This window comes from Cyclobacterium qasimii M12-11B, from assembly GCF_000427295.1.
Lineage (GTDB): Bacteria > Bacteroidota > Bacteroidia > Cytophagales > Cyclobacteriaceae > Cyclobacterium > Cyclobacterium qasimii.
The window spans coordinates 13,610-35,074 of record NZ_ATNM01000123.1; the positions used below are offsets into that span (position 1 = coordinate 13,610).

Annotated in this window: 24 protein-coding genes and 1 tRNA gene; 2 read left to right on the plus strand and 23 right to left on the minus strand. The window is 38.4% G+C overall.

The window, feature by feature from the left end:
• Positions 1–103 precede the first annotated feature (103 nt).
• The 20 genes from ADICYQ_RS14600 to ADICYQ_RS14685 all read right to left on the minus strand — a co-directional run bounded on the left by ADICYQ_RS14600 (position 104) and on the right by ADICYQ_RS14685 (position 17,838).
• Complete coding sequence (locus ADICYQ_RS14600) at positions 104–1,411, minus strand: M23 family metallopeptidase (RefSeq protein ID WP_020889412.1); 1,308 nt, start codon at positions 1,409–1,411, stop codon at positions 104–106.
• A 76-nt stretch (positions 1,412–1,487) separates the two neighbouring features.
• Entirely contained in the window at positions 1,488–2,051 is a 564-nt protein-coding gene (locus ADICYQ_RS14605) for a type 1 glutamine amidotransferase domain-containing protein (RefSeq protein ID WP_040416470.1), read from the minus strand.
• Between the two features lie 365 nt (positions 2,052–2,416).
• A complete protein-coding gene (gene dnaN / locus ADICYQ_RS14610; protein ID WP_020889415.1) occupies positions 2,417–3,541 on the minus strand; it encodes a DNA polymerase III subunit beta in 1,125 nt (374 codons plus the stop codon).
• Positions 3,542–3,775: 234 nt separating this feature from the next.
• A complete protein-coding gene (gene gldG, locus ADICYQ_RS14615) occupies positions 3,776–5,455 on the minus strand; it encodes a gliding motility-associated ABC transporter substrate-binding protein GldG (protein WP_040416473.1) in 1,680 nt (559 codons plus the stop codon).
• 9 nt (positions 5,456–5,464) lie between these two features.
• On the minus strand, positions 5,465–5,983 hold the full coding sequence (locus ADICYQ_RS14620) for an ABC transporter permease (RefSeq protein ID WP_316929313.1): 519 nt from the start codon (positions 5,981–5,983) through the stop codon (positions 5,465–5,467).
• 189 nt (positions 5,984–6,172) lie between these two features.
• The gene (gene gldA, locus ADICYQ_RS14625) at positions 6,173–7,081 is read right to left on the minus strand and encodes a gliding motility-associated ABC transporter ATP-binding subunit GldA (protein ID WP_040416475.1); all 909 of its coding nucleotides are present in this window, start codon (positions 7,079–7,081) and stop codon (positions 6,173–6,175) included.
• A 324-nt stretch (positions 7,082–7,405) separates the two neighbouring features.
• Positions 7,406–8,605 carry a phosphoglycerate kinase gene (locus ADICYQ_RS14630; protein WP_020889422.1) on the minus strand — a complete coding sequence of 400 codons (1,200 nt, stop codon included), beginning with the start codon at positions 8,603–8,605 and terminating at the stop codon, positions 7,406–7,408.
• Between the two features lie 38 nt (positions 8,606–8,643).
• A complete protein-coding gene (locus ADICYQ_RS14635; protein WP_020889423.1) occupies positions 8,644–9,606 on the minus strand; it encodes an L-threonylcarbamoyladenylate synthase in 963 nt (320 codons plus the stop codon).
• Positions 9,606–10,319, minus strand: coding sequence for a tetratricopeptide repeat protein (locus ADICYQ_RS14640; protein ID WP_020889424.1), 714 nt, complete (start codon positions 10,317–10,319; stop codon positions 9,606–9,608). Before ADICYQ_RS14640 ends, ADICYQ_RS14635 begins: the two co-directional genes overlap by 1 nt.
• 82 nt (positions 10,320–10,401) lie before the next feature.
• On the minus strand, positions 10,402–10,953 hold the full coding sequence (locus tag ADICYQ_RS14645) for an NUDIX hydrolase (RefSeq protein ID WP_020889425.1): 552 nt from the start codon (positions 10,951–10,953) through the stop codon (positions 10,402–10,404).
• Between the two features lie 3 nt (positions 10,954–10,956).
• Positions 10,957–11,208 (minus strand): hypothetical protein, encoded by a 252-nt coding sequence (locus tag ADICYQ_RS28745; protein ID WP_235114687.1) that lies wholly within the window; start codon positions 11,206–11,208, stop codon positions 10,957–10,959.
• 38 nt (positions 11,209–11,246) lie between these two features.
• Complete coding sequence (locus tag ADICYQ_RS28750; RefSeq protein WP_020889427.1) at positions 11,247–11,543, minus strand: regulator of G-protein signaling domain-containing protein; 297 nt, start codon at positions 11,541–11,543, stop codon at positions 11,247–11,249.
• Positions 11,540–11,758 carry a hypothetical protein gene (locus ADICYQ_RS28755; RefSeq protein WP_235114688.1) on the minus strand — a complete coding sequence of 73 codons (219 nt, stop codon included), beginning with the start codon at positions 11,756–11,758 and terminating at the stop codon, positions 11,540–11,542. Before ADICYQ_RS28755 ends, ADICYQ_RS28750 begins: the two co-directional genes overlap by 4 nt.
• Complete coding sequence (locus ADICYQ_RS14655) at positions 11,722–13,461, minus strand: RecQ family ATP-dependent DNA helicase (RefSeq protein ID WP_020889429.1); 1,740 nt, start codon at positions 13,459–13,461, stop codon at positions 11,722–11,724. The genes ADICYQ_RS28755 and ADICYQ_RS14655 overlap by 37 nt, the downstream gene beginning before the upstream one ends.
• Positions 13,462–13,526: 65 nt before the next feature.
• Positions 13,527–14,033 (minus strand): hypothetical protein, encoded by a 507-nt coding sequence (locus tag ADICYQ_RS14660; protein WP_152520491.1) that lies wholly within the window; start codon positions 14,031–14,033, stop codon positions 13,527–13,529.
• Positions 13,976–15,193 carry a ComEC/Rec2 family competence protein gene (locus tag ADICYQ_RS14665; protein WP_040416477.1) on the minus strand — a complete coding sequence of 406 codons (1,218 nt, stop codon included), beginning with the start codon at positions 15,191–15,193 and terminating at the stop codon, positions 13,976–13,978. Before ADICYQ_RS14665 ends, ADICYQ_RS14660 begins: the two co-directional genes overlap by 58 nt.
• A 5-nt stretch (positions 15,194–15,198) precedes the next feature.
• On the minus strand, positions 15,199–15,501 hold the full coding sequence (locus ADICYQ_RS14670; protein WP_040416479.1) for a hypothetical protein: 303 nt from the start codon (positions 15,499–15,501) through the stop codon (positions 15,199–15,201).
• A 327-nt stretch (positions 15,502–15,828) separates the two neighbouring features.
• The gene (locus ADICYQ_RS14675; protein WP_020889435.1) at positions 15,829–16,395 is read right to left on the minus strand and encodes a hypothetical protein; all 567 of its coding nucleotides are present in this window, start codon (positions 16,393–16,395) and stop codon (positions 15,829–15,831) included.
• Between the two features lie 136 nt (positions 16,396–16,531).
• The gene (locus ADICYQ_RS14680) at positions 16,532–16,879 is read right to left on the minus strand and encodes a GNAT family N-acetyltransferase (protein ID WP_020889437.1); all 348 of its coding nucleotides are present in this window, start codon (positions 16,877–16,879) and stop codon (positions 16,532–16,534) included.
• The gene (locus ADICYQ_RS14685; protein WP_020889438.1) at positions 16,876–17,838 is read right to left on the minus strand and encodes a PhoH family protein; all 963 of its coding nucleotides are present in this window, start codon (positions 17,836–17,838) and stop codon (positions 16,876–16,878) included. The genes ADICYQ_RS14680 and ADICYQ_RS14685 overlap by 4 nt, the downstream gene beginning before the upstream one ends.
• A 100-nt stretch (positions 17,839–17,938) precedes the next feature.
• Here ADICYQ_RS14685 and ADICYQ_RS14690 point away from each other — a divergent pair, with 100 nt between their 5' ends.
• Together ADICYQ_RS14690 and ADICYQ_RS14695 are read left to right on the plus strand one after the other, a co-directional pair.
• Positions 17,939–18,709, plus strand: a complete 771-nt coding sequence (locus ADICYQ_RS14690; RefSeq protein ID WP_020889439.1) for an SAM hydrolase/SAM-dependent halogenase family protein — start codon at positions 17,939–17,941, stop codon at positions 18,707–18,709.
• A gap of 157 nt (positions 18,710–18,866) precedes the next feature.
• Positions 18,867–18,948: transfer RNA gene (locus ADICYQ_RS14695), tRNA-Leu, on the plus strand.
• A 970-nt stretch (positions 18,949–19,918) separates the two neighbouring features.
• Here the strand turns inward: ADICYQ_RS14695 and ADICYQ_RS27755 are convergent.
• From ADICYQ_RS27755 to ADICYQ_RS14710, 3 genes are read right to left on the minus strand one after another with little or no spacing between them, the layout of a single operon-like run.
• Positions 19,919–20,398 (minus strand): DUF8757 domain-containing protein, encoded by a 480-nt coding sequence (locus ADICYQ_RS27755; protein ID WP_020889441.1) that lies wholly within the window; start codon positions 20,396–20,398, stop codon positions 19,919–19,921.
• Between the two features lie 26 nt (positions 20,399–20,424).
• Positions 20,425–20,751: a DUF8758 domain-containing protein gene (locus ADICYQ_RS27760; protein WP_152520291.1), complete on the minus strand. Its 327-nt coding sequence runs from the start codon at positions 20,749–20,751 to the stop codon at positions 20,425–20,427.
• Positions 20,752–20,762: 11 nt separating this feature from the next.
• Positions 20,763–21,401 (minus strand): DUF488 domain-containing protein, encoded by a 639-nt coding sequence (locus tag ADICYQ_RS14710; protein ID WP_235114689.1) that lies wholly within the window; start codon positions 21,399–21,401, stop codon positions 20,763–20,765.
• Positions 21,402–21,465: the final 64 nt, after the last annotated feature.

Genomic DNA, 21,465 nt, shown 5'->3' on the forward strand with positions numbered 1-21,465 from the left:
TCTATGGAAGGGCCCAGGATATTTCACCCATTAGAAGGCAAAACCCTGCTCATGCGCAAAGCGATTACGATTACTAATTACCAATTAAAACCAGGGATAAACGTTATTTTACAGGCATCCATATTTTTGGGCCTGTTTTTAATTGAACATAGGCCATGTCCTTAAAATAGCCCAATACATTTCCCTTACCGATAAAATAGTCAGTGGGTATTGGCCAGGATTTCATCCAATCCTGAAACACCAAATCAACGGCTTTAATCTCAATTTCAGGGCTATCTTTTTCAACTATACTAAGGATAGTCTCGTGTGCAAAACCGATTGTCTGATCTGGCAATCTTATTCTAAACCATGCACCACTTTTGCCCATGATATCGAAATAAGTGTTTTCTGAATAGGTGCCAATAATTTTGGCATTAAGTGCAGGAGAAGCACGTAAATTCCCAGCTTGCGCAGAAAAAACCCCGTAATTCTTCAATAATACCGTATCGGAGACAATAATTTCTTCTGTTTTTTTCGACAACTGTAAAAAGGGCAAAGGATTTTTAGCGCCCCTTCCTTTCCTGTAAATCCCGAAATGTAAATGAGGAGCCGTAGTTATGGCATTGCCCGTATTCCCTACCAATCCCAAGGTGTCTCCCACCTTTACACTTTGTCCAATACTTACCAGCTGACTATCAAGGTGCGCATAATAGTAATTATAACTACCACCATTTAGCCAGACCACCTTTCCCCCCAATCGATTTTGACTAGATCTATTCACCCTTCCAGGTACCACTGCACGCACGGGAGTGCCTCTTTTAGCAAATATATCAACTCCTTCATGCCTTCGGCTTCCTCCTCTTGCATCTCCCCAGAAACTCGAAATCTGACGCGCATCCATATTAGAAATAGGGAAAGCAATGGATCCTGAGACATTGATACTGACCTCAACCATCCCTCCTCCCAGTAGTTCAGGCTGAATTCTTAATAAATGATTTTCATTTTCCTGTGCGGTATACGCTATCGTTTGTTGATCTTTTGAGTAAACATGGGATGAATAACCACTAATTGAATTTCTGAACACATCTAAAAAATAAACAGTGCTACTATCCCCGATTGCATTCACATTAATCGAGACCTTGCTTCCCTCTTCTACTTCATATAACCAGAACACTGCCTCAGCCATAGCAGGATCGAAGTAGACCATTTCGGAGTGAGGCAAATTTTGAGTTTTTAAATTACCTGCGGCATTTACCTGCCCATTGCTCATCCATTGTTGAATAATTTTATACTCCTCAAGCCCTGTGTTTTTTAAGGCATCAGCATAATTCTCATACGGATTTTTACCCTTGAAAAGCTTTTCGGTATGACAGGACCCAAGAAGCAAGCTTATCACAAGCAACCAAATAAAGCCGTTATAGCTCGATTTCATAGTATTTGAAGCGTTTGATACAAGAGACAGACATGATCTACCTTCTAATTCTAAATTAAACTTAGAAATAGGTTGCTTATAGGGTTTTCTGACTTTCATGTTTGCCTTCTCCAATTTCTTCTATCATCTTTTTATTAAATGCCTCCAGGTCTTTTGGAGATCTTGAGGTAACCAAAGCTTGATCACAAACACAATCCTGATCAATCCACTCTGCTCCTGCATTGATGATGTCTTGTTTTATGGATGGAAAAGAAGTCATTTTCCTACCTGCCAATGCCCCTGTCTCTATCAATACCTGAGGCCCATGGCAAATGGAAGCAACCGGTTTACCCTTGGCGAAAAAACCTTTAATGAATTGAATGGCCTTTTTATTGGTACGCAATTTATCCGGATTCAGGACTCCTCCAGGAATGAGTACAGCATGGTAATCGTCGGAATTGGCTTCTTCTATTGTCTTATCAACCTTAAAATCTCTTCCCCAATTTCCATCCTTCCATGACTTAACACTTCCTTTATTTGGGGAAATGACTTCCACAATTGCCCCTTGATCTTCCAAGGCCTTTTTCGGAGAGGTGAACTCTATTTCTTCAAATCCATTTTCAGTAATTAAAGCTATTTTTTTATCAGATAGATTATTCATAACTATAGTTGGTTTGTTTTCAGACAAATATTCAAAGGAAAAGTTCAAATTTCATGCTAGACTTATCCAAACGAAAAATAGTTTACTTGCTAGAGTTGGTTTTTGAGATGAATAAAATTGATCTATGCCCTGAATTGATACACTAGGCCAGGTATTATTGGGCTAGGTCAAATTCTCTAACAACACTTTAGCCGGCTTTATTCCGCAACGAGTTAGAGGAGATATGGAAATTCAATCTGCTTTTCTGAAGAAGTGATTGAGAAGGTGGCTGAAATCCCTGGTAATAAATCACCCAAGTTTATAAAAAAAAAGCACAAAAAAAGCCCGGATAAACCGGGCTTTCAATATTTAAAAAGATTGAATTTTTATACGTAGTTACTCAACATCACTGGCATAACCAACATCAGAATGTCTTCATTTTCATTCAGATCAGAAGGCAAAATCAAACCAGCTCTATTTGGCGCACTAAATTTCATTGTCACTTCCTTCGCTGAAATATTGTTTAGCATTTCTACTAAAAACTTAGCGTTGAAACCAATTTCTATATCCTCTCCTTCGTGTTCGCAGGAAAGTCTTTCGTTGGCTTCGTTAGAAAAGTCCAGGTCTTCAGCTGAGATCTGTAATTCACTACCTGTAAGTTTCAATCTTACCTGGTGCGTAGTCTTATTGGCATATATTGCGATCCTTCTTAAAGAGCCCAAAAACTCTTGTCTGTTGATCACCATGTCATTGTTATTGTCCGCAGGAATTACGTTTTCATAATCTGGGAAACGCTCATCAATTAGTCTACAAATCATCTTGATATTGTTGAACTTAAAATAGGCGTTACTCGCATTGAACTCAACACTTACTGGTACATTCTCAGTTGGAAGTGTAGATTTAAGAAGGTTTAAGGCTTTCCTTGGAACAATGATACTGGTAGCCTCAGGGGAGGCGATATCAACCCTTCTATAACGAATCAAACGATGTCCATCCGTGGCAACAAAAGTAGTGTTGGTACTGCTGAGGTTAATAAACACCCCTGTCATGGCAGGTCTCAACTCATCGTTACTTGTCGCAAATATCGTATTGGCAATCGCACTGCTCAAAACATCTGTCGACATTTCCACAGTAGAAGCATTGGTTACGCTCGGGATTCGTGGAAAGTCAGTAGCGTTTTCTCCAGCCAATTTATATCGCCCATTGTCAGAACTGATTTCTATACTATAGGTCTCCTTATCGATACTAAAAGTAACAGGTTGTTCTGGGAGATTTTTAAGTGTTTCAATCAATATTTTTGCAGGAACTGCAATATTGCCGTCTTCCTTTGCCTCCACCTCAATTTCGGTCATCATTGATGTTTGCAAATCAGAAGCCGTTACCGTAAGCTTGCTATCCAATATTTCAAAAAGAAAGTTCTCTAAAATTGGCACAACAGGGTTTGTTGTTACCACCCCATTTATTGCGGAGAGATGCTTCAAAAGTGAGGAAGAAGAAACAATAAATTTCATATGTATGTTTTTTATAATTCAGTCACATTAAAAATTATCGTAGAATCCACGATACAATTAAGTAACGACAAATTTAGCGTTTTTAGTCATTGCTTATAACCAAATAAGGCATAAATTTTAATTTCGATGGATTTAACAGGGTAAAGTTATAAATAAAATCACAAATGCCCTCATTAGGTTTTGATTTGATAGGATAAAATTAAATTGATTTTTGAAAATCGGCTTGAATCCCCATCATTTAGCATATTTTCTTTTTCTAAGAAACTGTTTGAACCAGCCAATCAGTATAACTACAATCACAGGAACCACAACATTGATTACCTGCCACATCGATTTCTGCTGTTTTACTTTCACTTTGTTTAGCGGCCTGATTTCAAAACTCTTGGACTTACTTGCAATTATCCCATTAGGGGCCACCATGTAATTTATGGTATTCTGTAAGAAAGTTCTATTCGCCGTTTTACTTTCAGCAAATGGATTGTTACCCAAAGGCAAAGGCTGATCGTCCTGGGGGTGAATCCAACTTTTAATAACATCTGCGTCTCCGGTGATTAAAATCCTCCCTCCATTGCTTTCAGGTAGAAACTTATTTTTATCAAATTCATCTGGTACAAAACGGTTTTTGAAAAAGGAAGTAAACTTCCCTTCTAATAAATAAGCCAATGGGAGACTTCCGCTATTGAACGCTCTTACATCGGGCTCAACGGCCATGTCTTTAAAGGCAACTCTGGCCGGTGCACTTTCTCTTCTGGTGTAATCGCTTGAGAAAATCAAAGGAGTTTTTATGACATTATCCGCTTTAACCGTATCAATAGAACTTACAAAACGAAACTCAACCACGTCCAAACCTTTCGTGATGGGATGGTTCGCCATTTTTCCTGCCTGTACATAAAAAGGCCATGGCAAAGGCACTATCTGAGGTTGATTGCCATATTCTCCTGAAACTACTGGGTAGTATCCGAAATTTAAATCCTGAATAAGGTCCTTATTGATCCTAACGCCATACCGAAAAAGCAAGTCATCCAATCCTGTGTCGAAAGGCATGGCCACTGTACCATTCCCTCCAGCCATTTCGAGGTTTACGGCCATCTCATCCATCAGAAACAGGACATTACCACCGTACATTAAAAATTGGTCCAGCAGGTATTTCTCTCTCACTCCATAGGCTTTTTTGGGACCTGCCACGATCAACACCTCAAATGTCAATAGGTCTTCAACACTTTTGGCTTGGTCAAATGGTACTTTATACACTTCAAAATCTTCGTTCAGCGCTTCCACCATACCATAGCCCTCATCTTCATCCATCTCGCCCTGCCCGATAATTATCCCTATAGCCCGCTTGTTCCTCGTGTACAAACGCTTTATCGCCTGCCCAATCTCAAACTCAAGATTCTCTATGGATAAGTTCAGGGTTTCCTCGGGTCCCATACCCAATTCTCCTTTTAATAACAGCACACCAATCTCTCTGGTAGAAGACCTCAAAACAACGCCTGGAAATATAAGCTGCGTAGACTGAGCCCCATTCTGATTACTATGCAAATTGGTGGGGTTAATGCCATAGTCCGCAAGTTTTAGAATATATCGCTCACTACTGTCAGAAGCTATTTGAAGTGGATCCAGGTAATTGATAATAATCTCCTCCCGGCTATAGGAGCGGAAAGTTTTTAGTATCTGTTCTATATTTCTTTGAAAACGAACCATACCAGGAGGGAGATCTCCAGCCAATAAGACATCTATCTCCAATGGGCCATCCATGTCCTCTAACACATCCAGACTAGCCTGACCTATGCTGTATTTCCCTTCTTCGGTCATGTCCAGTCTAAAGGACCACCATTTCTCTAGATTGGCAACCAAAAACCATATCAGCACTAAAGCGAATATCCCAAATAATAGGGAGCTGTATTTTCTATTCATCCCTATTGATCAAAATCCATGAACAAACCAAAAGGAAAGTATCATTCCCAAAAAATAGTAAATGTTTTCAGAAACAATAACCCCTCTACCCATTTGTTCATAATGAAAATCTGTACCCAATCCAGTTAATAAAACTGCTAAATCGCCTGAAGCCAATACCGCCAAAGCGCTTATCCCTCCATAAAGCAAGAAGGATAAAAACACTGCTACAACAAAGGAAACGATTTGATTAGAGGTAATGCAGGAACTAAACAAGCCCACTGCAGCAAACAATGCTCCGACTAAGAACAAACCGATATAGGCACCAAAAAAACCTGCACTGTCAATATTCCCTATTGTATCTCCCAATTGAACGATACTGAAATAATAGACTAGTGTGGGAATCAATGAGAAGAACAAAAGCACCAAAGCGGCCAGGTATTTGGCAACAACAATTTGGTAATTTTTTAATGGGGAAGTTTTTAGCAATTCCCAGGTGCCCGTTTTCCGCTCTTCAGCTACCATTCTCATGGTGATGGCTGGCAGCAAGAAAATAAAACAAAAGGGGTATAACTAAACAATGGATCTAGATCAGCATAGCCATAGTCCAAAACACTAGTGCCTGGAAACACCCAAACTATCAAACCCAATGAAATTAAAAAAATGGAAGTAATCAGATAGGCAGACAGATTGCTGAAAAAAGCATTGACTTCTTTTATAAACAGACTGTACATATCTTTAACTTTGGGTCAAGCTGTGAAAGACTGATTCCAGGTTTTTTTCTTCTTGCCTGATGCTTATCAAATTTAGGTTATACTTTTGAATCATTTCAAAAATCTCAAGTCTTAATTTTTTAGGATCCTTACATGAGAAAGCCATTAATCCTGGTCCTTTCCTATCTAATGTATTGTAAGAAAGGCCATTTAACCATTCCTCCGGCAGGGTCTCCTCGGTTTCTAATAAAACTACAGATTTTCCTGCGGATGCCTTAAGGTTTTGTAGAGAATCTTGTGCCACTACCTTGCCTTTATTAATAATAACTACTTTGTCACACAGAATTTCAACTTCCTGCATGATATGGGTGCTCAAAACAAGTGTTTTATTTTTGCTAATATCTTTAATAAGTTGCCTGATTTCTACCAGTTGATTTGGGTCCAAGCCCGTGGTAGGCTCATCCAGTATAATAATTTCAGGGTCATGCACCAGGCTTTTAGCCAAGCCAACCCTTTGCTTGTAACCTTTAGACAAGTTACCTATTCTTTTGTGTCGCTCTTCAGTAAGCCCACACTGTGCCATCACAACTTTCACCCTTTCAATGCGCAGACTTCTCTTCATCTGGTAAAGCCCCCCTATAAAAGATAAAAACTCGGGGATGTACATTTCATCATACAAAGGATTGTGTTCAGGCAGATACCCTATCAATTTGCTGATAGCTATGGGATGCTGCTTCACCGAAATGCCGTTGACCAAGGCTTCACCTGAATCAGCCTGTAGAAAACCAGTTATGATTTTCATCGTGGTCGATTTCCCAGCACCATTTGGTCCCAAAAAACCCAACACCTGTCCGGGGTTTGCCTGGAAGCTTACATTATTGAGGACTTGCTGGTCCCCAAAACGTTTTGATAGATGATGAATTTCTATGGACATAATTCAAATGTAAATCAAGCCAGAAACATGCATTATTACCCTATAAAGGGCAACAATTACTTATATGCTTCCAGTGCTACCTTATCAATACCTGAAACAGGTTGGCATTTTTGGATGGATAGGTGATTACTCCAATTGCAACTGCAATAATAAATGCGAGTAGACGACTGAAATATAAAAAAGCCGACACCATTTAAAGTAGTAACGGTGTCGCTTTAATTACATTATATCAATAATCCTGAAAGTGAAGGTTTAGCATAAAAAACCTCTACTTTCAGGATTAATTTTTTCAGAAAAGTACTTCCTGAATAATTTTAATACTTCTTATGGCTCTAAAGCTTTTACACCAGGCAAGACTTTACCTTCCATCAATTCAAGCAATGCGCCTCCACCTGTAGATACAAATGAAACTTGTTCGCCATAGCCAAATTTATTAACAGCAGCAGCTGAATCACCACCACCTATAAGTGAAAAGGTTCCCTTTTCAGTAGCCTCAACAACTGCCTCTGCAACTGCTTTGGTACCTTTCTCAAAGCTACTCATTTCAAAAACACCCATTGGACCATTCCATAGAACAGTTTTGGAATCTTTTATTACTTTTGCAAATTTAACACAGGTTTCAGGTCCAATGTCTAAGCCCATCCAACCATCAGGAATTTGTCCTTTTTTGGCTGTTTTTTGCTCAGCATCGTTGGCGAAATCAGTGGAAATAATTGTGTCATCTGGCAAAATCAGATTAACATTTTTTTGCTTGGCTTTCTCTAAAAGCTCTAGTGCAAGTGGCATTTTATCTTCCTCTAATAAGGAGTCACCTATAGTGCCACCCAGTGCTTTCGCAAAGGTGTAAGACATTCCACCACCGATAATCAGGTTGTCCACTTTGTCAAGCAACTTGTCTATAAGAAGGATTTTATCAGAAATCTTAGCTCCACCCATAATGGCTGTAAATGGCCTTTCTGGTGAACCCAATACTTTCTCCGCATTTTCCAATTCTGCTTGCATCAAATAACCAGCTACTTTATCATTGAAGAATTCAGCAACAATAGCAGTGGAAGCATGCGCCCTGTGGGCAGTTCCAAAAGCATCATTGACATAAATGTCTCCTAGTTTTGATAATTTTTCTGCAAAATCTTTGTCTCCTTTTTCTTCTTCTTTGTGAAAACGAAGGTTTTCTAAAAGTAAAACTTCACCTGGATTTAAACTTGTAGCTAGCTGTGTTGCTTCAATTCCTATGCAATCCTTGGCAAACTTCACTGATAAATCTAGCTCTTTATTCAATTCAGTGACAATGTGTCTCAACGAAAACTTGTCTTCTGGACCAGATTTAGGTCTTCCAAGGTGAGACATAAGAATTACCGATCCACCATCCTTAAGGATTTTTTTGATCGTTGGCAATGCTGCTACTATTCTAGTATTGTCAGTTATTGTGTATTGATCGTCCAGAGGCACATTAAAATCCACTCTCACAAGTGCTTTTTTACCACTAAAATCAACGTTATCTACTGTTTTGATCCGATTGTTCATGCGTTGTAGGTTTAATATATGCGTCAAAAATAAACATTTTATTTGGCAGCAGCCCGCCTTAGCCTATCATTTATTGCTTTTCCCAAATGTATTTCTGGTAATTCTTCAGCTAAAATTAAGGTGGCATTGGTTTCATCCAATTCGCGCATGGCAGAAAAAAGATTCCTGGCTGCCTCATCATAATCTCCAGAACTACTTAATGCTACTTGATTGGATGCGGGTATATCGGGGAAAGAACGCCTGAAGGAAAGGATAGCAACCCCTTCTTTTTCATGCTGATACTGCTGCATCAGTTCATCCAAATCCCCTAAAACCATTGGCTTCCTAGGTGCATAATGACTTTTTAGCATTCCGGGAGATTGGGGATTACTACTTGATTGTGGCAAAATTAAAACTTTCCCAACAACCTCTTCAATCGCACCAACGGAAACTCCTCCTAAACGATAAATGATAACCTGACCTTGCTCCATACCTACAATGGTACTTTCCAGGCCAACTTCACAAAGTCCTCCATCCAAAATATAAGCCAATTCCTTCCCAAGGTGGTGCTGAACATGGCTGGCGCTGGTGGGACTAATGTATCCGAATGGGTTGGCACTTGGCGCAGCCAAAGGAAAGTCCAATAATTCCAACAGACTCCTGGTGAGAGGATGGTTTGGCACCCTAACCCCTACTCTTCCCAATCCGCTGGTTACCAAATCGGGAATTATATCTTTTTTAGGAAGCAATAAAGTAAGTGCTCCAGGCCAAAACGCATCTGCCAGGGCTTTTAACTCATCAGGTATAAATTCGACATAATCATACACCTGATCAATTCCTGCCAGATGTACAATTAAAGGGTCAAAACTCGGCCTGTTTTTAGACTTAAAAATTTGCAATACTGCTTTTTCGTCCAGTGCATTTCCTGCTAATCCATAGACTGTTTCGGTAGGTATGGCTACGAGTTCCCCCGATGTCAATAATGCTGCCGATTTTATAATATCTTTTCCTATCTCAGCCATTATTCAGCACAGAATTCGTCCAACCAATCTTTCGCTTGGGTATACCCTAAGGAAAGTGCCGTTTGAAGGTGTTCACAACCTTCAGCTTTTTTACCCAAAGCGCTCATTTCCGTTACACCCAGAAGGTAAAAGGCCGCTCCGTTTCGAGTATCGATAGTCGTTAATGCCTCAAGTGTTGCTATGGCATTTAAAGGGTCATTGTTCCCAAGAAGCGCTTTGGCCTTGTTGAACAATACTTGCGGTTGCTGAGGGTCAGCATGCAATGCTTTATCAAAATCGATCAGGGCATCATCGTACATTTCCAGTCCCAAAAGAGCCAGTCCACGATTGTAATAAATATCCATCTGATTGAAATCGAGTCCATTGGCACGATTATAATCAATTAGTGCTTTTTTGTATTCCTCCTTTTCCATGTATACATTCCCCCTGTTAAAAAAGGGCTTGTAATTGTTTTCATCCACTTCGATAGAGCGGGAAAAGGACTCAACAGCATCATCTAATTTACCTGTTTGGAAAAAAATCACTCCTCTGGCATTCCATGCAGGTGCATGTGCCGTATCTTTTTCTACTAGTCTATTAAGATGCTCAATTGCGGTATCAAAATCCTGTTTATCTAAAGCTCCTATACCAGCTTCAAACAATTCTTCTGAAGATGGCTGACAGGAAACAAGTAAAAACAGGGCTATGATGCTACTCCATATATTTTTATACATTTCATTTTTTTTGCAAAGATAAGAATTACTTAGACCACAACCCACATAAGGATTGAACAAAATACAAGTACATCCGAGTATCCTAAATGAGGATTTCAGATTTACTGGTCTTTTCTAACATTCTTAATATCGATTCATTAAAACCTACTAATTCTGCCGTCAGGTCAAACCCTACCCAAGCAAGGTCCTTACTTTCAGGGCTTATAATAAGAGGCTCATCCATTTCTGCCTCGATAAGAAACCTAACGTCATAATGAAAATGTCTTTCATCTTTCTTACTTGCTGGGATTACGTGCCTGTCCAGGTCAAAAATAGACTTGTCCACCAATCGAATGGACTGCAAGCCACTTTCTTCCTCGGCTTCTTTAAGTGCCACTTCAACAAGGTTTTCATTTCCGTCTGCATGCCCTCCCAACTGTAACCAACGCTGAAGTTTCTTATGCAAGGTTAACAAGGTATGGGTGCGTCGTTTATTGACTATCCATGCTGAGGCCGTAAAATGCCCATTAATTCTTTCTCTTTTAAATGCGTCAGGGTCATTTAAAAGATCCAAAAAGGCAGGCACCATGGCTTTTTCTTCCTCAAATGGTGTCCTGTAATTCTCTATCAAGCACTTTAGATTTTCTCTGTCCATATACTAATCTGCTTTGAATAATTTATCCATAAACTGGTCAAAAGATTTGGCTTCATGGTATTGCCTGTCGGAATACAATGTAACCAGAACTTTAAGATAGTTGGGTTTATTGTCAAGGGAAATCTTCTCTATACTTACATTGCCAAATAGCTGATTTATTTTATCTGATAAGTCATCCACTGAAATTAGCGGTTTAAAATACAACTTTTCAGTAGTTCTTACCTGGTCATTTATTTCATCAATTTTACGGTCCATACTTACCATTCTATAGCCCATCCCAAGCATCTGCTGGCCTAAACCAAAAAGAGTTTAGTGAAAGTATCCGTATTGAATGGCTGTGAATAGGTAACCGCAAAACCATTGGCATAGGAAGTATGGTATACGTGAACTTCGGGGTCTTTATTAATTCCAGCACGTTTAAAATGATAGTTGTCGTAAATCATTTTCAAAACTTCCTCACCCTCTTCTCCAGTCAACCACAAGGACACCTCCTGCTCTTCACTTTCTGAGCGGGTAAAATTCTCCCTGATAACTGCCCGATTGCTATTACCTGTGAATAGTTTATCTAATAAGTTGTCAATAAATTTCATTTCTTTTTGATTACGCCATTCTTTTCGCTGGAAATCAAACCTTCATCTTCCATTTCTCTAATCAAACCTACAGAAAAATCATCTAAAGTTTCATCGATCTCACAAAACAATTCCTCTAATGAAAACGCCTCTCCCTGTTCTAAAGTTTTAAGTATTTTTTGAATGAGATTTTTACTAATTATCGCTCTATTATTTTCTTTTTGTTTTGAATGCAATTGTCACAAATACCACAGTAAAAATCACTTTCTTCTCCAAAATAATTTACAATCTGAAGCGTTCGGCAAATTTTATTATTTTTAGCATATTCAATTATTTTCTGAGCTTTTCCAATTGCTTGTAGTCTTCTTTCTTTAATTCTCTTTTTATTTAATGGTAAAGATCCTGCGTCAAGTCTTGGTGTAATAAAGGTAATTTGGGGCTGGTCCTTTTTTCCGGAAAAATCCACCAAGCCAAGTTCATCCATTTTCTTCAACATGCCAACCACTTCTTTCTCAGAGGTATTTAACAATTGTGCAATCTTGCTTTCCTTGATTCTGATATAACTCACAAACAATTCTCCTCCATGCAATCTTAGCAATAGCTTTATCAAAGGGTCTAACTTTGCATAAGCAATTTGCGCTTCATACAATTTGCTTTGCGAAACCAAAAAATGTAAAGAAGAAGGAAGAAATACGCTTTCTGAAAAAAGAAGAAAGGCTTCTTCCTGCAGTACTTTTATGGAATTGTAAGTGAGAGGAATAGCCAAATTATACGACCTGGTAAAATCCAGAAAGTCAAAATCAAAACTTGTCATTTGAGCGCTACCCACAGCTAACCTGTAATAATTTGCCAGGCATTGATAAACCTTTTTCAGCATCTCCTCTGGCGGATAGGCTATCTCGGCCATTTCTTCCAATGTTATACAGTCTTGTTCCCTTACCAAGAGTACAGCAAAAGCCTTGATCCCATCTCGCCCTGCTCTTCCAGCTTCCTGATAGTAATTTTCAAGGTTTTCAGGAAGGTCAAGGTGGATCACTGCTCGCACATCGGACTTATCTATCCCCATTCCAAATGCATTGGTGGCGACCATTACTCTTACCTCTCCCCTTATCCAATCCATTTGGCGCTCATTCCTGATATTCTGATCCAAACCCGCATGATAGTAGGTCGCTGACACTCCTAGTTGTTGTAGGTACTGGGCAGTTTCTTTAGTTCCCTTTCTACTTCTGGTGTAAATAATAGCACTCCCAGGCACCTTTTGAAGAATCTCGACTGCTTTCTCTAATTTATTTTCAACCCACCTAACCGCATAAGATAAATTATCTCTCCTAAATGATTTAACAAAAACGGAAGGTTCTTTAAGCTCAAGTTTTTCGATTATATCTGTTCTCACATTCATTGTAGCAGAAGCAGTTAATGCAACCACGGGCACCTTTGGGAAAATTGCTCTAATGGCAACTATTTCCAAATAGGACGGCCTGAAATCATATCCCCATTGAGAAATGCAATGGGCTTCATCCACCGCTATGAGGTTAATATTCATTTTTTTAAACCGTTCTAAAAAAATTTCAGTTTTAAGCCTTTCAGGAGAAACATATAAAAATTTATAATCACCATAAACGCAATTGTCAAGAAGGGTATCTATTTCCCTTTTTCTAAGGCCAGAATGAATTGCCATGGCTTTAATTCCCCTGCCTTTCAACTGGTCAACCTGATCTTTCATTAAGGCAATCAAAGGACTTATCACCAGACACAAACCTTCTTTCATCAAGGCTGGAACCTGAAAACAAATGGATTTCCCTCCACCAGTAGGCAGCAAAACCAAGGCATCCTTTCCTTCCGCGATAGCGTCAACTATCTCCCCTTGAAGGGGACGAAAGTCTTGGTACCCAAAATACTTTTTTAAAATTGCCAGTGCTGAAGTATCTAGCTTATCCATATTGTGGCAATGAGTCCTTTAGCATGAATGTAATTTTTATCCAAATTACGCTTCATCAGACCCAATCACAAGGGGGATTCCTTATTGTTGAAAGTTATTTTAATGGCTCCCTCAGAAATAGCACCTTGCAAAGGAAATTCTTCCTTGCGCCACCACTTTCCATCTTTCCAAAAAAGCAATTCAATCCCTGATAAATCAACAGGAAGAAAAGTCTTTTTATCTAAAAGGACATCCCTTCTTCCTGGTAGGGCAATTTTATAATTTCCAGTCTCTTCCGAAAAAGCAAGACGATTTACAGGCATCCCCATTTCCTTGATTCTGTGGGGAGTAATACTGTACTTTAATTCAGCAGCATCAACCTCACTTTCCATTGCAAACAATTGCCCTTTGTGAAGGTAATCGAAAACACCCCCTTTTTTAAGGTTGTAAATGATCAAATAATCTTTAGAAACCCTTTCAATCCCAACATAAAGTCTATAAATCCCGAATGCAAAAACCAAAACAATCATAGCTGTCAGCTGATACTTTTCCTTCCATCTATCCAATGAAAAAGAAAGAAGAGAAAGCTCCAAAACAGGATCATTTCAGGCAAGTACAAGTAAAGATTATCCATTTTAGCGAAGGGAAGCGCTTGCAGTCCAAAAATCCCATAATTCAATAGGCGAATAGCCATCTCCATCAGCCAACCCAGGATTGAAGCCAAATAGGGTATAGCAGCAAACAACAAAAAAGGAACACCAATAGACATGATAACAAATGCGGCAGGTATGGCCAGTAAATTGGTAAGGATAAAATAGGTAGGGAAAATGTGGAAATAATACACCGCAAGAGGGAAAGTGGTTAACTGAGCCGCTAGACCAACACTGGTAATGTCCCAAAGATACCTTAGCCATTTCTTTTCAGGATGCCATAGTTTCCTAATCAGAGGCTGAAACAGCAATATCCCCATTAAGGCTGCATAACTTAATTGGAACCCTACAGCGTAAATCAAAAAGGGGTCATAAAGCAACAATACCAAAGCCGACAGGGCCAAAGGATTGAATATGGAAGGGCTTCGGGACTTCATTTGTGCGAAGCAGATAAAAGTGAACATGGTGGCAGATCTTAGCACTGAGGGTGAAAGCCCGGTCAGAATCGCATAAAACCAGATAATCACCATTATCAAACTTAAATAGAATACTCTTTTAAATCCTTTCTTTTGACTTGGCTTAAAAATGAGGAAGAAAAAACCATAAATAATCCCTACATGCAAACCAGAAACGGCTAAAATATGCATGGCGCCAGCAGTAGCATAGGCATCCTTTAAATTGGTATCCATGTCATTTTTTTGCCCGAGCAACAAGGCTGTTGAAATCTGAACAGCATGGGGATTTTCAATATAGGTACCAATTTTATCTGCCAGGTATTGTCTCCAGGCTATCACTGTTGACGACCAGGAAGCCTTTTGGGGCGTTGATAAAACGCTGAACTTCTCTCCAATAAAATGGGTGAAATACACTCCTTTTCTTTCCATATAAGTCGAATAATCAAACATAGATGGATTAGTGGGCGTCGGAATTAATTGTGGTGCCCCTTTTATTAGAATGGTCGTCCCTGGTAGTAGTGGTTTTGAGGATTGATGATAAATTTGAACTTGACCACTGGCGGGCTTCCAACCCTCACTATTTTCTATGGCATATACAAAAACCAAATTCCCCTTGCTATTTGGCTTGATTTGATCAGCCTCCTGCACTTCTGCTAAATAGTTTTTATTTTAGGAAAATGAACCAAGTGCTCAGGCATTAAGTCGACATCTCTGGAAGAGGCCACAAACATGCCTGAAAAAATCAAACTTAAGTAAGCTAAAACAGGAAGCGAAACTTGAAAAAACCACTTTCTTTCCGGGCTGTAAACAATTGCTAAAATGAAATATGCTCCCAAGCAAAACAACAAACCTGGCAAAAGCAAAGCACTCAAAAACTCCTTCGTTAAAGGATATAGAAGAACCCCCAAAACGAAAAAGACAGTATACCTAATAAAGGGGAATTCATTGAATTTCATGATTGAAAACCAAAACTGCTTAAAACCCTACTGCATACAATTTCCTCTGAAACACCAATTCAGAAACCCTACCTATCTACCTGCCCTAATTAAGGGTGGGGTATAATAGGACCAAATCCATTGGAAGCAATTGAAAACAGTACAATTTTGGTTAAATCGTTGGCACTATTTGTGACAACAGGGACAAAAAAACAATTGTACTTGCCACTCCCCTTCACCTTGATCAAAAAATTCAACCCAAGGAATCAGAAATTAATTTAACCAACTTTGATCATAAAATCAACGAAACAAAAAAAATCAGGCGTTTGACACCTGAAAATCAACTAATTAAAACCTGAATCCAACTGTAAACCCAGCATTGAACTCAACAGGGTCAAATCTGTCAGACACTTCACTATTAAATCCTCTGGCAATGCTAACATAAGGTCCCAACGCAAATTTATCATTGTGAACCCATTTATAACCACCACCAAAACCAATAATAAAACTATTTAGAGATGTTTCAATAATTTGATCATTATCAAACACCTCAGTAAATGAACCGGTTCTATATTTTAAAAAAGGAAAAACATAAAATCCTGAAGGATTCGATTCTGTGACAAAATAGTAATTGTATGCTATCGTAGCACTTGTCGATTTAAAATCCTGTCCATCTCCTGTATCAGAAACATAAGCAAATCGATCCATAAAAGTCATCCCGAAACCAATGGATTGATTTCTATCCAGAAAATGCTCGTACCCTAGCTCCAGAGAGCCAATAAAAATAGTATTAAAAATGTTTAATTTCACTTCATTTTCTGGAATTACCGGGTCTTCAATTGACTGTGCCTTGGCTTGAAAACTGCCCAAACCTACAATCACTACCAATATCAGCGCACCTATAAAATTTTTCATAAAAAAACTGTTTGCTTAAAAGTAAATAACTCTGTTTAAAATTTCTCTCCTGATTTATACTGCATCAGGTAATGCTCGATGTTGCATTCTACAAAAAGTTCGCCCTTTTTCTCAAATCCAAATTTCTCATACAAGCCTAGCGCAGTAACTTGACCATGCAAATATATCGTTTTATTTTATTTGAAGGGTTGGACAAAACATCTTCTAGTACAGCTTTCACTAACATACTACCAACACCATGACTTCTGTAGGTCTTTAATACAGCAAACCTTTCAAGTTTAATGCCAGAATTTGTAAACCTCCACCTGGCTGTCCCCACTCCCTGCTCAGCATCCTGAACAATAAAGTGGGTAGCTATGGTTTCAAATTCATCATACTCCTCCTCCGCCACTACATTTTGTTCTTTTACAAAAACCTGTTCACGGATATAAAAGGCTTTCTCTAAGGAAAGCGCATCATTGATTTTGCTGACTGTTAAACTCATTTGGAAGGCTGTACTTCGACCTCATTTTTCTCGTAAGCTTCAATGATAGACTTCACAAGCTTATGCCTTACCACATCATTGCCTGAAAGATTCACCACACCTATGCCTTTCACCCCTTTAAGAATCCTAAGCGATTCCCGAAGACCTGATTTTTGACGTGAAGGTAAATCCACTTGCGATTGATCTCCTGTGATAATCACCTTGGAATTAGGCCCCATTCTGGTCAAGAACATCTTAATTTGTTCCGAAGTAGTATTCTGCGCTTCATCCAACAGAACGAAGGCATCATGAAGCGTCCTTCCTCTCATATAAGCCAATGGTGCTATTTCAATCACCCTGTTTTCCTGGTAAAACCTAAGCTTCTCAGTAGGCACCATATCTGCTAAGGCATCATAGATGGGTCTTAAGTAAGGATCAAGTTTTTCCTGCAGATCACCAGGAAGAAACCCAAGGTTTTCCCCAGCTTCTACAGCAGGTCTGGTGATAATAATACGCTTCACCTCTCTATTTTTCAATGCCCTGACAGCTAGCGCCACAGCAATATAGGTTTTACCTGTTCCTGCAGGTCCTAGCGCAAAGACAAGATCATTTTTAAAAGAGGAGTCTACAAGTTTTTTCTGATTGGGTGATTTCGGCCTAACGATCACTCCTTTGTTTCCGTAGAGAATGATGGAGTTATTGCTTTCAGCCTTAACTTGAGGGTTACCTTCTAGTTCAATGTATTCTTTTACATTCTCAGGAGTGACTTGACCATAACGGCTAAAATGCTCCAGGAGCATGTTTAAGATGTCGTTAATTTTAAGAATCTCAGGTGCTCGACCTTTGATTCTTATTTCATTGCCCCGGGAAACAATTTTACTTTGGGGAAAGGCCGCAGAAATCTGCCTGATATTTTCATTTTCCGATCCTAAGAAGTCCAGGAGGGAAATATTTTCCAATGTTATGACTTTTTCTACCAATATATTTTCTTCTGTTTAGCTAATTCTAATAACAAATTAAAAATACCTATTTTTGTGCATCCTTAACGCAAAAGTACGAATTTTTAATTGACTTACTTATATGGCTTTGGTAACATTCATTTCGGATTTTGGAAACTCAGACTACTATGTACCAGTAGTCAAGGCTAAAATGCTATCCATTAATCCCCAATTGTCAATTGTAGACATAAGTCATGAAATTGCCTTATACGACATTGCGCATGCTGCATTTTTACTTCGCTCTACCTTTAACGATTTCCCCAAGGGAACTGTTCACCTTGTTGCACTAAATACCACTAGTAGTATTACTGATGGTTATATAGGCATCAAGCTTAACGAACATATATTCATAGGACCTAACAATGGGGTGCTAAGTATGTTGGCCGACCATGACCCGGGGATAATTGTGAAATTTTCGGACATCCACGTTAAGAACAGTTCCTTTCCTGCCAAAGATATTCTTGCGCCAATAGCTGCTAAAGTGGCCAGTGGAGCAGCCATACATGATTTCGGAGGTCCTTTGCAGGCCATTAAAAAAATGATGGGGCGCCACTTCAAAGCTAGTAAAAAACAAATCGTGGGTTATGTTCTTCGGGTAGACATTTACGGCAATTTGATCACCAACATTCCTAAGGAAGTCTTTGAAAAATTAAATCCCGGAAAATTTGAGATCGTTTTTGGCAGAGAATCCGTCCAAAAACTCCAAACCAATTACAATGAAGTAGAACCTGGGGATTGCTGGGCATTCTTCAATAGTTTGGGTTTATTGGAAATTGGAATTAACCATGGCCATGGGGCAGATTTATTAGGGATGCGGTATGACAGTCCTATTTTGATCAATTTTGAAGTTTAATTTTTCTAATTTCTGATTAATTAAACCTTTAAAAATCAGCAGGTAGCCAAGACAGGCTATAAAAAAGCGAAAAAATCACGGTTGCAAGCAGGTAAAATATTTGTTTGTGAAAAATTCTTTGCACATATTTGCATCCCATTCAGCAAGGAATGGAAATGCCCAGGTGGCGGAACTGGTAGACGCGTTGGTCTCAAACACCAATGCCTTCGGGCGTGCCGGTTCGATTCCGGCCCTGGGTACACAAAACCCCTTTAGATGCAAATCTGAAGGGGTTTTTGCGTTTTTTGGTAAACCGTTTTTAAATAGTAGCTTTCTGCGGTCTGGAGAAATCAAGAAATTCAAAAATATCTATTATGAGTTCCCTTTTGGGCGTAAGACAAATGCCAGGTGGCGGAACTGGTCAACCTGCCGTCAAGCAAATGCAATGACATAAAACACCAATACCATTAATTATAATCCTCCAGAACCACAAAATAAATCAAACAAAACGAAACGTAGTTACAAGTGTTTTAAGAAAAAAATTGTCTTTATAAGAAAAAATACTATAATTCTATTTGAAGTAAAATCAAAAGAAGATACCTTTGAAAAGTAAAATCCTGCCAGCAAAGCAGGCAGGATTTCATCTGTTAATCTTTGGGTGATCGTATTAATTGGATGATGTGGTAAATTGTCCCAATTAATAAGAAAAACCATTCGGACACTTTTATTATCGTGTCTAGCATAAATAATGATTTTAAATAGATGATTTTTGAAAAGCCGATATATAATATCGGCTTTTCTCTGTTAGACCTTCCAACTCTGTAAAGTTGGTGATTTTTTCTAAATATTGAAAGTTCGAAACTAATAAACCATACCAAATGTTGACTCTTGGTCAATTCGTCGTAATCAATTATAAATTAATTATTTACCCAGATTTAGATAAAGTTTAGATTTAAGTCTATTCAGAAGTGTTACTATTCAATTTTTTTTTTAAAAAATAAGATAGTATCAATATTCCTTATCTTATTTGACCCACTGACACATATCAGTAGCAGAAAATTTTATATATAAAACAATCCCATTTAACAAAATAAAATATGTAGAATCAATCTACAGATCAAAGCCTTAGTTTCCTACAGTGATAATCTGAAAACCAATTTATTGAACCAGCAAATTGCAAGAAAAGGTATTCTTTTATATAAAGCATTTCTTTTGGGTTATCTGACATAATTATCCAAAAAGTGATATTTGGATTTCAAGCTTCGGATAAAAAACTCCAATAATTACAAATGGATTTTTAGCTCTTCTCATATGCCATTCTTTGGTCGTCCCCATAAAAAAATAAATATCTTTATTTGCTAGAAAGTCGGTTTCATATTTCATTCTCACTTTTTCCTTGGCTATCTCTGGGTTTCCATTAGCATCTCTTAGACAGTTCCAATACAGCTGTCCAATCTCCCAGTCTTCAATCATAAGCTTGGAAACTCTACCCTCATCATCTTCAAATTCATATTTGAATTTCCAGGGCACTTTGGGAAACATTTCTTTGGCCTCTTCATTCGGTTCGTGAAATAGATCTATCTGATCTTGTAGGGCTTTCCAAATAGGCTTCCAATCTGCCTCATCTTTTTCTATAATTAATCGTCTTATTTTAGTGGGTTTAAAAGTAGCTAAGGAAAGATTTTTTGGAGCTTTAGAATCTTCTATCAACCGGTTTAGATTCGTATAGACTTTTTTTAAACAAACGCCTTTCTTTTAGCCCAATTAAGCTTTGTATCAAGCGATTCTCCAACTTTCAAGTCCTTAAACCCATAATCTGTAAGCGAATGGCTTTCCGGGCGAAAATCATCCAATCTTTTGTCCAAATTCAGTTCTATCCAGGTATATTTTCTTGATTTTACTTTTCCTGTGCTTTTAAGTCCTTTGAGAAAACTCAAGGGCATAGGATAAACCCTGATCCAAGAGCCATCTTCCCGCAATCCAGCTGTGCATACTAGTTCATCATAGCTTTTAGAGGGAAGCGGATAGGTAGTGACTGTTAATAAAATCCGTTCTCTAGGCATGTCGAAAAATATTAAATATGAAAAAGATCAAAATCTACTTCAGGTCTCGCCATCACTGCATTTGCCAAGTGCAATCTATGGCATTGGCATATATCTGCCTCAAAACATGTTATTGCCACTCGTTGGTTTTTATGAATCAGATCAATTAAAAAATCTTGCTGCTCAAATGTTTCTTGAATGACAGTTTGATTATATTCTTCAAAAAGGGCATCATAATCAGCCTGAACATGAAGTTCTTTTCGTTTGTCAGAATTAATACCAACTTCCGGAATATGTATAAACTGAATCCCCAACCCTTCACAAGCTGATTTTAATTGATTTTTGCTAAAACCAAACTTCATGCTTCTGGAATTTTTACGAACATCACAAAGCACCTTAACATCTTCAATCAAGAGTTTATTGAGGTATTCCTCCAAAGATATACCTTCATAACCGATAGTGAAAAGGCCCTTTTTATTCGAAGTGGGTTTATAGGAATTTACAATTGATACTTCATCAAGATTTAAGTGTGTCCCGGCTACTTGACTCTTGGTAGCGAAATAAGGAAAATTTAAATAGGTATAACGTATCAATTCACTTGAGCTTTTACCTTCAAACTCTTTCTTTAATTTAAAAAGGTTTACATAATCTTCTTTTTTGAGTTCATTCAAATAACTTTTGGCAGACGTATTCTTCCAATTTTTCTCTGTTTCGGTGACCAACCCATATTTTTTC

Excerpts from the sequence above, each read along its gene's own strand:
- ADICYQ_RS14600 (WP_020889412.1), bottom strand. The coding sequence starts at position 1,411 with ATGAAATCGAGCTATAACGGCTTTATTTGGTTGCTTGTGATAAGCTTG.
- ADICYQ_RS14605 (WP_040416470.1), bottom strand. The coding sequence starts at position 2,051 with ATGAATAATCTATCTGATAAAAAAATAGCTTTAATTACTGAAAATGGA.
- dnaN (WP_020889415.1), bottom strand. The coding sequence starts at position 3,541 with ATGAAATTTATTGTTTCTTCTTCCTCACTTTTGAAGCATCTCTCCGCA.
- gldG (WP_040416473.1), bottom strand. The coding sequence starts at position 5,455 with ATGAATAGAAAATACAGCTCCCTATTATTTGGGATATTCGCTTTAGTG.
- gldA (WP_040416475.1), bottom strand. The coding sequence starts at position 7,081 with ATGTCCATAGAAATTCATCATCTATCAAAACGTTTTGGGGACCAGCAA.
- ADICYQ_RS14630 (WP_020889422.1), bottom strand. The coding sequence starts at position 8,605 with ATGAACAATCGGATCAAAACAGTAGATAACGTTGATTTTAGTGGTAAA.
- ADICYQ_RS14635 (WP_020889423.1), bottom strand. The coding sequence starts at position 9,606 with ATGGCTGAGATAGGAAAAGATATTATAAAATCGGCAGCATTATTGACA.
- ADICYQ_RS14640 (WP_020889424.1), bottom strand. The coding sequence starts at position 10,319 with ATGTATAAAAATATATGGAGTAGCATCATAGCCCTGTTTTTACTTGTT.
- ADICYQ_RS14645 (WP_020889425.1), bottom strand. The coding sequence starts at position 10,953 with ATGGACAGAGAAAATCTAAAGTGCTTGATAGAGAATTACAGGACACCA.
- ADICYQ_RS28745 (WP_235114687.1), bottom strand. The coding sequence starts at position 11,208 with ATGGACCGTAAAATTGATGAAATAAATGACCAGGTAAGAACTACTGAA.
- ADICYQ_RS28750 (WP_020889427.1), bottom strand. The coding sequence starts at position 11,543 with ATGAAATTTATTGACAACTTATTAGATAAACTATTCACAGGTAATAGC.
- ADICYQ_RS14655 (WP_020889429.1), bottom strand. The coding sequence starts at position 13,461 with ATGGATAAGCTAGATACTTCAGCACTGGCAATTTTAAAAAAGTATTTT.
- ADICYQ_RS14670 (WP_040416479.1), bottom strand. The coding sequence starts at position 15,501 with ATGAAATTCAATGAATTCCCCTTTATTAGGTATACTGTCTTTTTCGTT.
- ADICYQ_RS14675 (WP_020889435.1), bottom strand. The coding sequence starts at position 16,395 with ATGAAAAATTTTATAGGTGCGCTGATATTGGTAGTGATTGTAGGTTTG.
- ADICYQ_RS14680 (WP_020889437.1), bottom strand. The coding sequence starts at position 16,879 with ATGAGTTTAACAGTCAGCAAAATCAATGATGCGCTTTCCTTAGAGAAA.
- ADICYQ_RS14690 (WP_020889439.1), top strand. The coding sequence starts at position 17,939 with ATGGCTTTGGTAACATTCATTTCGGATTTTGGAAACTCAGACTACTAT.
- ADICYQ_RS27760 (WP_152520291.1), bottom strand. The coding sequence starts at position 20,751 with ATGCCTAGAGAACGGATTTTATTAACAGTCACTACCTATCCGCTTCCC.